Source organism: Polyangium sp. 15x6 (genome assembly GCF_029960785.1).
Taxonomy (GTDB): Bacteria; Myxococcota_A; Polyangia; order Polyangiales; family Polyangiaceae; genus Polyangium.
Genome location: NZ_JASBQE010000008.1, coordinates 107382 through 120946, shown reverse-complemented (window position 1 = coordinate 120946; position 13565 = coordinate 107382). Strand labels below are relative to the sequence as shown.

Here is a 13565-nt window from a genome sequence, read left to right as displayed (position 1 = left end):
AGCTTTCCGGCGCTTCCGGAGCTCCGCATCTCGCTTGCCTGATCAACGCGGACCGCCCACGTTCGTCTCCGCAGGAGTGCCCTCCATGAACCGTGAAGACTCGCCCTTCGAGCTCGTTCGTCATCCGCTGAAGGTTCGCCGTTTGGTCGTCGCCCGCGTCCGCGATCTCTCGCCACGCATGCGTCGCATCACGCTCGGCGGTCCCGAGCTCGAGGGCTTCGTATCCCTCGCACCCGAGGACCACGTAAAACTCTTGTTCCCCGCCGAGGGACAGTCCGAGCCTGCGCTGCCCGTCGTCGACGAGCGCGGCGAAATTCGTCCGCCGCCGGGCGCGCGTCCGATCGCGCGTGATTACACCATCAGGGCACGGCACGCGGACACCCTCGACGTCGACTTCTTGTTGCACGGGCATGGCGTCGCCTCCTCCTGGGCGGCGCGCGCGACGCCGGGCCACGTGCTGGGCCTCGCCGGGCCGCGCGGCTCGCGCCTGCTCCGGCTGCAACCGGCGTGGCAGCTCTTCGTCGGCGACGAGACGGCGCTGCCGGAAATGACACGTCGTCTCGAGGAGACGCCGTCGACCGTGCAGAACTTCGTGGTGGCGCTGGTGGAGGACGCGAGTGACCAGGCCGCGTGGCCCGAGCTTGCCCGGCCAGGCGTGGAGACCCGCTGGGTGCACCGTGCGGAGGCGGGCGGCGCCGGGGACGTGGCAAAGCGGCTCGTGGACATCGTGCACGCGGCCGAGCTTCCCGATGCGCGTGATGGATTCGCCTGGCTCGCCGGTGAGGCCTCCGAGACCTCGGCGGTGATGCGCATGCTCATGCGCGAGCGAGGTTTTTCGCGCGCACGAATCCACGCCTCGGGGCACTGGAAGCGCGGCGTGGTCGCGCACGATCACCACGAGCCGCTGAGCTGACGCCCGCGCCGAAGAGGCGTCGCTCGCGAGCGCGATCAGCCGGGCGGAAGCAATGCGAGCAGGGCTCTCGCGCCGACCTTCTTGTCGACGACGAGCACGCTCCGGACCATTTTCGTGCTGCCGAGGAGCGCTTTGCCCAGCGCTTCGCCCGGAATGTCGAGACGGCACGCGAGGAGGCGCTGCGGGTAACGGGAGAGGAGAGCGTCGCAATCTCGATAGAATCGCTCGCTGCCGTCGTTCGCCAGGAAGAGGATCCGCGACACGCGGGCGTTCTGCGGGCTTTCGGGGGTCTTCTCGTTCAGCGCGTCGAGGCCCTTCTGCTCGCTGGCCAGCTTCTCGCCGATGAGCTCGAGGCCCTGGTAAGCGTGCCCAGCGGCGAGCGCGCCGCGGAGCTCCGCGGCCAGCGTATCGGTCATCGGGAGCATCGGGATCTGGTGGCGACCTCGCTCCCATGATGGACGCGCGTGCGTCTCGAGGAGGCGCACGACCGCGTCGTGACGTGGATCGGCGACGACGTCTTTCGGCAACTTGAGGGGAGACATTGCGGGGGGGTCTAGCAGAACTCCGGTTCCCCGGCGAATTGATGCTGCGAGCGCCTCCGGAAGCGACGCACGCGTGGTCGACCGGGAAGACGCGGAGTTTTTCCTCGTCTACCCCGAGCAGCAGCGTCTCCCGAGCCGATGACGTGCCCTGATTGATTTCATTGATCGCCCGTATCCACTGGAACGTGCGAGCTCTCGTGGCCTGGGAGCCGTCCAGCGCTTGCGCGGGTCCGGGTCCCGAACGCAGGTCGGCATGACGGAAGGTCGAGTCCCTTGACTCGGGTCGTTCGGTCGTTGTGTTGAACACGAAGAAAAAGGTGCGGCACCACTGTATCGTGGGCCCAAAAATCTTCAATAATTCCGTTGTAAAGCGCATCGTACCCGTGGCAGTCTGTGCCCTTGGTCCGTTCCCTGGTCAACCAGGCTCCCACCCTGGGGCCAATGAGCAGGGTTTATTACTTACTATCGTGAGGGGTCAGATGTCGCTGGCGCTCGAGACGCGCTGACCATCTGCGAACCCCGTCGAAAGGTGTGCGATGTTGAAAAGAAAAACAGTCTTGGGCCTCGTTGGCTCTGCCATGGCCCTGATGGCGTATCCCACCGATGCCTGGGCCGCATGCGATACGGCCACTTATGCAGAGCTGTCAGCGTTTGCGAATAGAGTCGAGGCGCACTTCAATCCGAACGGCGGAACGCAACTGGCGATCGTTCGCAAGCAGCCCAATGGCCAGTTCTGCGAGATCATGCGCAATTACGGGTTCGCTGTGAGCGCGTCGGATGTGACGACGCACAGCACCGCCATCTCGACCATGGCCTTCGACATTCCGATGCCCATCGCGAGTGTTTCCAAGGTCATCACTGCCGCGCGCGTGGCGGAAGTTCTCGATGCATACAACATCAGTCCCAGCACCTCCATTGCAGCCTACATCCCTAGCTCGTGGTGGTCGTCCCGAGGCCCGGGCCTGGAATACATTACCTTCCATCAGCTGTTGAAACACACGAGCGGCATGCCCACGGGGACGGCTTGGAACAGCGTTTCAGCGTTCAACAACTGGTTCACGGCGGGTTGCGACGCGGATCCGGTCAGCGGTGTGTGCCTCGACAGCGGGTCCTATGCGTACAACGCCATGGGGTACGTGTTGCTCCAAGTGCTCATTGCCAACATGACGACCAACCTGCCCCAGGAAGCGTCGGATCTCGGTCAGTCGGAGGTTTATACTTCAGGGCATCTATTGGATACGTACGTAAGGGATAACTATCTTGGATGGGAAGCGGCATATTCAGGCTGCTTGCACACTCTCTCCCGTAAACCCTTCGCCTATCCGAATGGTGCTGTGAGTACGACCGCGGGCGTCCAGCTCGGTCCGGACTGGAGTACAGGATGCGGAACTGGTGGATTCGCTCTGACGGCGTACGACACAGCCAAGTTCTTCTCCAGGCTGTATGCTGGAGATATCCTGTCGCCGGCGGCTGTCGATATGGTTTTCGAGACAGGCTACGGTATTGATGTTTCGTCGACGACCATCGGCGGGACCCCTCATGTGCGAAAGGGGGGCATGCTCCCCGTGAGCGGCAGTTTGAACTACAATTCGTGGGGCTTCTTCTTCAAGGACTATCCTGGGACGGCGTTGGTGCTGAGCACCAACATGGAGACAGGCACAGGCTCGCAGGCGATTATCGAGGCTTGGGATGAAACCAAGCTCTGTGCAGATGGGGTTCCTGCTGAAAAATTGGGCGACGAGATGTGGGGGTGCCCAGGTTCGGTAACCTATCCAAATAAGGCTACGCTGTGCGGCTCCGAGACCCATGTGTGCACGCCGGACGAATGGGAAGACAGGAGAGGCGCAGAAGCCCCGGACCACATCTACTGGACGGACCATGGCTCCACCGAATTGGGCTTTTTCGGCACTTCGGGCAGCTGTTCGGCACGCTACCTGACCGACTCGCCTGCGGGCACGACGTGCGGCAACAGCGGAAACTCACCGATGCGAATCTGCTCGGGGAATTCGGATGCAGAGGGGAATGCGTGCAACTGGACTGGATGCAAGTACCAGACTTCATCCAGTGCGAATTATTGGGGAGGCTGTATCGGCAACCCCACGGCAGGCGCGCTCTGCTGCGCGAACCGTCCTTGTGCGGATGGCAGCGTCGAACAGTACTTCTCTTCGGACATGGTTGGCTGCGCGGGCACCGTGTCCTATGCCAACCGAGAGAGCCTCTGCGGCTATCGGATGCACGTGTGCACCGCCGAGGAGTGGAACGCCAATCGGGGGGTGGCGTCCCCCGGGCACATCTACTGGGTTGACAATGGGGCATCGGACCTTGGCTATACCGGCTCGGGTTCGAACAACTGCGCCGCCAAGGCAACCCCCACGGGAACAGGCTGCGGCGACATTGACGGCGCTGGGAAAAGCAAACGTCCGATGCGCGTCTGCTCTGGCAACTCGGACGCGGAAGGAAATTCCTGCACGTGGACGGGGTGCACGTACGAGAACGAGACGACTCCCAACTTCTTCGGTGGCTGTGCGTCCAATCCGAGCGCCGGTGCGCTCTGCTGCTATGACTGACCCGTCTCTCGCCCCTTCTCCCCGTCTGGCCTAGCGAGACGTGTGAAGCGCTGGTGGTATGCCCATCCGCACGCACGTAGCTGAATACCGGCAATACGGACGTCGTTCGCCACCCTCGCCCCTCTCCCGTCCCGCTGAGCATTGGTCTCTTCTTGGGGCCGCCGTGCCGGGGCTCTGCCCCGGACCCCGCGGGGGCTGTTCGCCCCTCGACCCGAACCAGCGCAAGCGCTGGACTGGGATGGAAGAACTGCGCGATGCGCAATTCTTCCAACAGGCCGGTGCAAGACCAGGGACAGCGTTGCCGATCGAAAGGTCGGCGCGGCTGTCTTGTTTGGCAGGATCGTCGCTGGTCTTGACTCGGCCTGTTCGATGAACTGCGCATCGCGCAGTTCATCGATAAACGGTCCAGCGCTTGCGCTGGTCCGGGTCCCGGGGCGGATAGCCCCGGGTGGGGCCTGGGGCAACGCCCCAGCGAAGCGCCTCCCAGATGAGACCAATGCTCAGCCCGTCCCGGGAGAGGGGCTGGGGGGACGGATACGCGGAGCCTCAGCCTTCGGGCGCGGCCGGGGCGAGCCGAGCGGAGCCCTTCGAGATGCTCCTACCCATCCCGGAGCGCCCGTCCCTCCCTCCCGTCCCTTGGTCCCCCCATCCGACCGCCCGCGCGTCTGCCGCTCCCCCATGCGCGGACGGAGCCCCCGTGCCTGCTCCGTCCCTCGGAGCGGATGCCCCTGGGCATCCCGTCGGCCGGTCGTCCGGGGGCTCGCCATGCCCCCGGGCATCCCGTCGGCCGCGGGGTCGCCGCGCCGGGATGCCCCCACCCATCCCTCACGCCCGATCCTTCGCCCGTGCCTTTGCCCCTGGGCATCCTCGCGGGCGAACGTCCGCTCCGATCGCGACGCACTCACCCATTCTGCTCGCCTACCCCCATGCGCTCCTCGCGAGGAAGGTTGACGCGCGCCGCCTTCCGCTCCCGCTCCCGCTCGAACCATCCCCCTTGACAGTTACCCCAACCTTCGATCCCCTCCGCTCATGCGTTCCTTCTCCGTACTCAACCTAACCGACCTTAGCGTCGGCCTCGCCGATCTGTTCACGAAGCGACACGCGGCCCTGACGAGCACCAAGGCTGGCGTGGGGCAGGTGGACGTCCTTGCCTACCAGCAGAAGGCGATCGATGCGTTGCCCAAGGCCCTCGTTGGAGGAAAGCCGATGAGCGAGGAGCTCGCGTCGAAGGACGACGAGCATGACGGTTTGGGCCTGGGGATCTGGCACATGACCGAGGCCTATTTCCGCGTGCCGGGCATCCCGCCTCATATCGTCGACGCTGCACGGCGCGTCCGCGCGGCCTTCATCCCCACGCTCGGCGCGCTCCAGGACAGCTACGCGGACGAGGCTGCGGCCGCGAACGCGCACAAGGAAGATCTGGCGAAGCTCGAAGCCGATCTGAAGCTCCTTCCCATCGCCGGCGGCGGCACGCTTTACGACTGGGCTACGCGCTTCGTCGCGGCTGGGCAGGACCTCTCCGTCTTGCTCAGCAAACGCGCCGACGTGAACGCTGCGACGCGCAAGAACGCGCAGGTCCTTCGGTCCGAGACCGTGGGGATCCTCAACGACCTTCGCAGGGCCGTCGCGCGCGAAGCGAAACGCAACCCGGCGCTCGCCGCGGACATCGACGCCCAGATTTTCAGCTACCTGGACACCCTGGAAGAACAGCGTATCGCCGCGAATCGGGCGGCGAAGGCCGAACGAAGCAAATCGTCCACGAACGAGGGGTGAACGCCAGAACCGCTTCCGCTCCCGCCTCCGCCCCACCGACGAAACGTTGGCCCTTCCGTCTCACCGATGATATTGCCGCGCCGTTCCGCGCCTCCTCGGCGTCGGGCAGGCCCCATCGGCTTCGAGCGTTCTGTCTATACTTGGGGCTCCGGATCGCCTTCGGCGTCCTACGCCCCAAACCCCCTACACTTGGGGCTCCGGATCGCCTTCAGCGCCCTACGCCCCAAACCCCCTACACTTGGGGCTCCGGATCGCCTTCAGCGCCCTACGCCCCAAACCCCACGCGGCATGGCCACCTCTCGTCTCTCCACCTTCGTCCGACAAGGACGCCGCCACGTCGCGCTCACCGTGCTCGGCGCTGCTGCCCTCGCGACGTTCTTGCCCCGCGGCGTCCCGAACGTGGGCGCGAAGGACAGGTCCACGGCGCTCGCCTCGGCGCTCGCGTCGCAGGGCCTCGTGCTCACGGCCGACGACGTGGCCTGGATCGATCCCCCGCGCGGCGTCTGGGGCGCGCTCGGCGCGAAGAGCCGCGCCGTCGTCCGCGCCGCGCCCGCGCAAGGCGAGCCGAACGATCTCTACCTCGTGCACGCCGAGCTCTCGCCCGAAGGCGTCCTCCTCGACACTTCCGGCGCGTACAACCTCACCGAGACGAGCGGCGCCGACGAGTCACGCCCCGTCGTCCGCGGCGAGCGACTCGCCTACGTCTCGAGCCCGCTCATCGCCGGCAGCCATCCCACCGTGCACGTCTTCGATCTCTCGGGACAAGCCCTCGCGACCGAGGGCTGGACCCGCGTCGAGCGACTGCAGAACGCGCTCACGAACGCGCAGGAGACGGGACAGCTCGGCGGCATCGGCAAGCGCACGTTCACGCTCGGCGAAGGCGAAGGCGAAGCCGAAGCCGCAGCGCAAGAGGCCGACGCGAAAGAAGGCGAGGCGCCCGCGCGTGACGTGCGATGCGCGCTCGAAGAAGCCACGCTCGTCGTGCGTGATGGAACGCGTGAGGCGCGCGTGCCGCTCGATGGCCCGGCGACGCTCCCTGCTTGGCTCTCGCACGAGAGCGGGGAGATCGCGCGGCCGGGCAACGTCGTCACGTGGTCGGTCGATCGCGTGCGTGACGTCATCGGCGACGAGGCGATGCAGACGATCAAGGCCGTCGCGTTCGCGGGCCTCGAGGTCGTCATGCGACAGAAGGAGAGCATGGGCGGCGAGCAAGCCGCGGCCGAGGCGATCGCAGAGGACCTCGGACAAACCACGCTCGAAGCGCCCACGCGCACGATGCCCACGGACCCCGAGATCGGCTGGCCGCCGGCGCCGCTCGAGCCCTGGATCACGCCCGCGCTCCCCGGCGAGGGGCAGTGGAACCCGCAGGACAAGGATCCGTTCATTCGAAGGATCGAGGGCCTGCCGCCCGCGTTCGTCACGACGTACATCCGCCCCGATCGCTCGCGCAAGACGACGCGCGTGTTCATCGTCGTCTGGGATCCGCGCCAGGTGGAGCTCCACATGATGGCCGGCACGGTCGAGCCGAAGGGCGCGACGGGGGAAGCAGGGCCCGGCCTCATCCCGCGTGATCCCGCGGTGCTCGAGCGCGTCGTCGCCGCGTCGAACGCGGGCTTTCAAGCGCTGCACGGCGAGTTCGGCATGATGGCCGACGGCGTCGTCTACCTGCCGCCGAAGCCGTACGGCGCGACCGTCGCCGTGCTGCGTGACGGCTCCACCGCGTTCGGCAGCTGGCCCGAGGATCAGAGCATCCCGCCGAACGTGCTGTCGTACCGACAGAACATGACGGTCATGGTGCTCGACGAGAAGTTCAACCCGTACAACCGCTCGTGGTGGGGCGGTACGCCGCCGGGCTGGGCGGACAAGACGCACACCGTGCGCACGGGCATGTGCCTGACGAAGGAGAAGTTCGTCGCGTACTTCTACGGCGCGGATCTCGGCCCCGAAGGGCTCGCGCAGTCGATGATCCAGACGCGCTGCTCGTACGGCATCGCGCTCGACATGAACGCGGGTCACAGCGGGCTCGAGTTCTACAAGGTCGCGCAAGAAGGCGAGATGGATCCGCTCGGCAGGCCCTTGCAATACGACTGGGAGTCGGAGGGCACGATCTCCGGCATCGACGGATGGAAGTTCCGCGGCAGGCGCTTCATCCGCGGCATGGGCCTCATGAACTTCCCGCGCTACATCAAGCGCGAGGCGCGCGACTTCTTCTACATGACGCTGCGCCACGTGCTGCCCGGCGCGGGCATCACGCCCGTCGCGCAGCCGCCCGTCGAGGGCGAAGGACAGTGGCGCGTCAAGGCCTTGCCGCAGCACGGGTTTCCGTATGCGCTCGCGACGACGGAGCTGCGCATCGACGCGGCGAGGCCCGATCGCAAGGCGCGCGTGGTGAAGATCGATCCACGCACGGTGTCGGCCGCGAAGGCCTCGGCGCAGAGCGCGGGCAAGACCGTCGCCGTGCTCGACGCGGGCCCGGCCGACGCGGGCGCAGGCTCGGCGTCGCTCTGGGCCTCGGCCGGCGCGTTCGCGATCGGCGCGGAGCCGCCCGTCGAAGGCGCGGTCCGCCTCGCGACGGGATCGCCGAGCGCCGCGGTCGCCGCGGCCGCCGTCGGCGTGAACGACAAGGACGGCATGCTCCTCTATGTCGAGCTCTTGACGCCCGCGGATGCTTCGGCGGCCGACGCGAAGGCGCTCGACACGCTCTTGAAGAACGCGGGATGCAGCACGCGGCTGCTCCTCGCGAAGCCGCTCGCGGTGGCGCTCGGCGGCGACACGGATCTCGCCGGCGCGGCCGTGCACCCGCCCCAGGGCCCGACGGCGGTGCGCCTCGCCCGCGCCGAGGCCCCCGGCGGCCGCCGTTTCCTGGAGGACACGCCCATCGTGCCCTTCGATAAGTGGTATCCGCTGCAACAGAAGCGGATCCGCTACTTCAAGAAGCCCCAGAAGGACCCCGCCGAGGGGGCGTCGAACTGACGGATCGCACCGTTCGGTGCGTGGAAGCTCGCTTTGCGAGCTTCCCTCTAGGGGGTGAATCGGCCGGGCTTCGCCCGGACGAGAGGGGGACGCGAGGCGTCCCCCTCGGGACCGAGGGACGAACTCCGCGAAATCACGTGAAGAAACTCGCGAAGCACGCCAAGCACGGCTAGGCTAGGTGCGTCTCGGTTTTCCCGCCTGTGCGCGGTGCGAACACGGAGACCCATCGACCCTCTACTCGCGTCGCGCGAGATGTGCGAAAGGGTTTTCTGTCGTCCGCGGCGTAACGTCGCATTCTGTCGAGGAGTGGCTGAACATGGCCGATGATAAGGGCAGCGATCTGGACGTCTTCGAGGGGCTGGCGAAGAAGGCTCCTCGCGGCACCACGCCAGGACTCATGCCGCCGCCCCCTTCGCAAGCTGCCCGCAAGAGCACGCTGCTCGGCGGGGTCGCGCCCGTCCCCCTTCCGCCCCCGCCCGGGAGCGTCGCACCCTTGCCCCCGCCCCCGAGCGCGTTGCCCCCTCCGCCAGGGGCACCCTCGCAGCGGATCGCGACGCCCCTGCCGCCGCCCCCCGGCGCAGGCGCGTCCTCGATCCCGCTGCCGCCGCCGCCGGGAGCCGCCACATCGGTGCCGCTGCCTCCGCCGCCCGGAGCCGCCACGTCGATGCCGCTGCCTCCGCCGCCCGGAGCCGCCACGTCGGTGCCGCTGCCTCCGCCGCCAGGCGCAGGCGCGTCCTCGCTGCCGCTGCCGCCGCCGCCCGGAGCCGCCGCGCCCGTGCCGCTGCCGCCGCCCCCCGGCGCGCCGGCCGGTGAAGCCCCCGCGAAGGTGGGTCCCGGCGGCAAGGCCGTCGACATGGATTGGGACGACGAAGAAGAGTCGACCCACGTCTTCGACGCGAGCAAAGGCGATCCCCATCCGACCGGCCCGCGCCCCGCGGCGGGCATGCCTCCCATGAGCAGCGCGGCCGCGGCCTTGCTCTCCGGCTCGGGTGGCTCCGCGCGTCCCGCGCCGCTGCCTCCGCCCGTCGCGGTTCCGACGCTCGGCACGTTGCCGCCCGGCGCCGCGATGCCGCCGCCTCAGGCGCCCGGCGTGGCCACGACGCTCGCGTCCGCGGGCGTGGTGCCCGTCCCCGCGATGCCGCCGTCGCAAGCGCCGATGACGGCGCGCTCCGAGGCGACGGCGATCCGCCCGCGCCCCGATATCACCGGCATCCCCGGCGTGCAGCCCGCGTCGTCGTCCGGCGGCAGCAAGATCGGCATCATCCTCGGCGCCGTCGCGCTCGTCGCGGTCATCGGCCTCGGCGTCTTCATGTTCCTGCCGAAGAAGGGCTCGCTGAAGATCGACATCCAGTCGAAGGGCGCGCCGATCAGCAAGGCGGAGATCTTCGTCGACGGTCAGAAGAAGTGCGACACCACGCCCTGCGTGGTCGCCGAGCTCGGCCCCGGCGAGAAGACGGTGCGTGTCATCGTCACGGACCTCGGCAAGGACGAGAAGGTCTCAGCCGTCGTCGAGGCCGGCAAAGAGACGCCCGTGATGGTCACTCTCGAGACCAGCGGCGCTTCGCCCGGGACGTCGTCCGCACCGGCGACGGCGAGCGCGAACGTGACGGGCCTGAAGATCCTCGCGGCGACGCCGAACACGAAGGTGTGGATCGACGGCACGGAGAAGGGCGTGCTCCCGGTCGAGCTGAAGGACATCACGGCGGGCTCGCACAAGCTCAAGTTCGAGGCCGGCGATCGTTACGACAGGCTCGAGCAGACGGTCGACATCGAGGCCGGCAAGCTGAAGGAGATCGGCCCGATCAAGCTCAAGGTGCTGCGCGGGCAGATCGTCCTCGAGCTCGCGACCGAGGGCGCGAGCGTCAAGCTCGTGAACGCGAAGAAGGAAGAGAAGAAGATCCCCGAGAAGGAGTGGAAGAACCAGCCCGTCAAGATCGACCTCGATCCCACGGCCGGCTGGAAGCTCGTCGCCACGAAGAAGGGCCTCGACGACTTCTCGCAGGATCTCACCTTCGACGACGGCCTCGCCGAGAAGCCGATCCGCATCGCGCTCTACGAGCCGGGCAAGGCGCCGACGAACGACGCCGTGGCGAGCGGCTCGGTGAGCGGCTCGGCAAGCGGCTCCGCGAGCGGCTCCGCGACCGACTCGGGCTCGACGACGGGCTCGACCTCGTCGGGCTCGACGGGCTCGACTTCGAGCGGCACGGCCGCGACGGCGTCGACGGCGTCGGGCGGCGACAAGGCGCCGGCCACGGGCAACGGGACGCTCAACATCAACTCGATCCCGGTGTCGAAGGTCGTCCTCGACGGTCGTCCGCTCGGCAGCACGCCCAAGGTCGGCGTGAGCGTGCCGGCCGGTACGCACACGGTGACGTTCATCCACCCCGACAAGGGCAAGCAGACGGTGAGCGTGACCGTGAAGGCCGGCGAGACGAAGACGGCCGCCGTCAAGTTCAAGTAGCCCGCGTCCCTCCACGTGGGGGGCCACGCGCCCCCCACGCTCTCCCCCTCAGCGCTGCTCTTCCGAACCCGTCTCCGCCCACGCCTTCCACGTGAGCGCGCAGCGCCGATCGTCCGCGTGCGCGCCGCCCGCGCAGTACGCCGGATCGAACGGCGGACCGAGCACGAACAGCGTCGACTTGCTGACGAACGGCACGTCCCGCAGCGTGAGCTCGAGCATCTCCGTCTGCCGTCGCCGATACGCTTCGAGCTTCACCTCGCCGACGAGCGACGCGAGCTGCTGCTGGAGCCGCTCGCGCAGCTCCTCGTCGTCCGTCACCGCGAGCGTGCGCTGAATCAAGCGGATCGCCGCATCACGTTCGCCTTGCCGAGTCAGGATCCCCGCGCCTGCGATGGCGGCCCATCCCATGTGCCCCGCGTCGCCGCCGAGCTCCGCGGCGCGCGCCAGCATGCGCGCGCCGTCGACCTTCCATGCTGCGCGCTCTTCCGGATCCGTCAGGTACGTCCCGGGCGCGATGAACGCGATGAACTGACCTGCCGTCCTCCAGATCTCCGGATCGAGCGGCCGATTGCGCATCCCGCGCTCGAGGATCGCGCGTGTTCGATCGACGTCCTCGCGCCTCGACTCTCCGATCTGGATCGTGATGAGCGCATCCGACATCAGGTACGGATCACGGAACTCCGGATCGAGCTCGTTGATCGTGTCGATGAGGTCCGCGATGTGCTCGAAGCGCCGGCGCTCGGCCGTGCGCAGCCCCTGCGCGACGAGCGCGTGCGCCCAGAGCACGTCCGCGAGCGCCGCGCGATAGCCGAACGAGAGCTCTACGACCTCCTTCGGCGGCGGCAGGAGGTAGACGTCGCTCGTCTCCTTCACGTGCGCATGTTGCTCCGCGACGCGCGCGCGAACCGATCCGATGCACAGCGCCGACACGCCCACCACGATCGCGGTCCGGACGTAGTCGGAGAGCGCGGGCATCACTCCACCTCGCGATCCACGAACATGCCGGGCAAGACGCGCGGAGGTTGTCCCGGCACGCGCTCACCGCGCACCTGGAATGTCGACAGCTTGCCGTCGCCGTCGAGATCACCGTGTGCGGTCGCGACGAACCGCATCACGCGTGTCACCGGATCGAGCTCGCTCTCGAACTTGAACGAGAACGCGTGCGGCTCCTCGATGCGGAAGTCGAGCGAGCGCCACGTGAGGTGCTCCCAGATCTCGGGCGGATCCGTGACGCGCACGCCGCGCGGGACCTCGGCCGGCGTGAGCGGCGCGGCCGGCGGGAAGCTGATGTCCTGCGGCTTGCTCTCCGCGTACGCGACGGCGTGTGTGACCAGTCGATCGAGGTTGTCGAGCGGCTCGCTCAGCTTGGAGGCGTGCAGGTTGCGGATGAACGCGGGCACCGCCACCGCGAGGACGCTGCCCCCGATCGCAAAGGCCACGCTGAGCTCGAGCGCGCTCCATCGCGACATGCCCCCCTTCTAGCGCGCCGCTGCGTCGGTTTCCACCCGAGAAGCGCGCGGCCCCGGGGCCCAGGAAAACACGCCGCTTCCGCGAGGATGCTCGATAAAAAACGAAACCCGGACCGCAATACGCGGCCCGGGTTCCGGAGGCGAGGTCCGTTCGGCGCGCTCGAGGCGCGCTTCAGGTTTGGATCACTCGTACTCGTTCGAGATGAAGACCTGGGTCGAGCGGACGAGCTGCTTCGTGGTGTCGTCGACCTTGCCGGTCAGCGTGAAGATGCCGAACTCGGTGGTGTCGCCGTCGAGATCACCCTTCGCCGCGGCCTCGAAGCTCTCGGTGCCGCTGACCGACGGGCCGGCCGGCGTGGCGAGCTGACCGACGGGCGCGCTGCCCTTCGTGTACGAGTACTGGTAATAAATCGGGTCGCTGATCTCGAAGCGGAGGCACTTCCAGCCGTTCGCCGAGTCGCCACCGGCGAAGTCCAGCGCGCCGCTGTTGTTCGGCTGGTACTTCTTCGCCGCCGGGACGCCGGCCTTGGGCACGGGATCCGTCGCCGTGCCGCAGAGCGCGTGCGTCGGGACCGTCGACTCCTGGCCGAGCGGCAGGAGCTGCGAGGTCGTGTTTTCGCGCTCGTACGACTCGGCGGCGGCGCGGGCGATGCGGCCGACCGAGTTCTTCGCTTCGCTCGTCTTGGCGCTCTTCAGGTACCGGTTCACGCCGAAGATCGCGAGCGCCGCGAGGACGCCGATGATGGCGACGACGATCATGAGCTCGACGAGGGTAAAACCACGCTTGTCGTAACGCTTGAATGCACGCATGACGGACCTCCTCCTCTGGCAGACGAAATATTTCCGAGCGGCAAACACCGCCGCGAA

General features: G+C 67.8%; 9 protein-coding genes. 5 read left to right on the top strand and 4 right to left on the bottom strand.

What is annotated here, in order from left to right:
* Window positions 1–85 precede the first annotated feature (85 nt).
* The gene (locus QHF83_RS08815) at window positions 86–913 is read left to right on the top strand and encodes a siderophore-interacting protein (RefSeq protein ID WP_282417320.1); all 828 of its coding nucleotides are present in this window, start codon (window positions 86–88) and stop codon (window positions 911–913) included.
* 35 nt (window positions 914–948) lie between these two features.
* On the opposite strand, the gene QHF83_RS08810 is transcribed toward QHF83_RS08815, so the two are convergent.
* Window positions 949–1455: a hypothetical protein gene (locus tag QHF83_RS08810; protein WP_282417319.1), complete on the bottom strand. Its 507-nt coding sequence runs from the start codon at window positions 1453–1455 to the stop codon at window positions 949–951.
* A 536-nt stretch (window positions 1456–1991) separates the two neighbouring features.
* On the opposite strand from QHF83_RS08810, the gene QHF83_RS08805 reads away from it, so the two are divergent.
* From QHF83_RS08805 to QHF83_RS08790, 4 genes are all read left to right on the top strand, one after another.
* Entirely contained in the window at window positions 1992–4022 is a 2031-nt protein-coding gene (locus QHF83_RS08805) for a serine hydrolase domain-containing protein (protein ID WP_282417318.1), read from the top strand.
* Window positions 4023–5051: 1029 nt separating this feature from the next.
* Complete coding sequence (locus QHF83_RS08800) at window positions 5052–5795, top strand: hypothetical protein (RefSeq protein ID WP_282417317.1); 744 nt, start codon at window positions 5052–5054, stop codon at window positions 5793–5795.
* Between the two features lie 288 nt (window positions 5796–6083).
* Window positions 6084–8768: a hypothetical protein gene (locus tag QHF83_RS08795; RefSeq protein ID WP_282417316.1), complete on the top strand. Its 2685-nt coding sequence runs from the start codon at window positions 6084–6086 to the stop codon at window positions 8766–8768.
* A gap of 316 nt (window positions 8769–9084) precedes the next feature.
* Entirely contained in the window at window positions 9085–11229 is a 2145-nt protein-coding gene (locus QHF83_RS08790) for a PEGA domain-containing protein (RefSeq protein ID WP_282417315.1), read from the top strand.
* 48 nt (window positions 11230–11277) lie between these two features.
* Here the strand turns inward: QHF83_RS08790 and QHF83_RS08785 are convergent, their stop codons facing one another.
* The 3 genes from QHF83_RS08785 to QHF83_RS08775 all read right to left on the bottom strand — a co-directional run bounded on the left by QHF83_RS08785 (window position 11278) and on the right by QHF83_RS08775 (window position 13508).
* Window positions 11278–12204 carry a hypothetical protein gene (locus QHF83_RS08785; RefSeq protein ID WP_282417314.1) on the bottom strand — a complete coding sequence of 309 codons (927 nt, stop codon included), beginning with the start codon at window positions 12202–12204 and terminating at the stop codon, window positions 11278–11280.
* Window positions 12204–12698 carry a hypothetical protein gene (locus QHF83_RS08780; protein ID WP_272425283.1) on the bottom strand — a complete coding sequence of 165 codons (495 nt, stop codon included), beginning with the start codon at window positions 12696–12698 and terminating at the stop codon, window positions 12204–12206. The genes QHF83_RS08785 and QHF83_RS08780 overlap by 1 nt, the downstream gene beginning before the upstream one ends.
* A gap of 183 nt (window positions 12699–12881) precedes the next feature.
* Complete coding sequence (locus QHF83_RS08775; protein WP_282417313.1) at window positions 12882–13508, bottom strand: type II secretion system protein; 627 nt, start codon at window positions 13506–13508, stop codon at window positions 12882–12884.
* Between the last annotated feature and the right edge of the window lie 57 nt (window positions 13509–13565).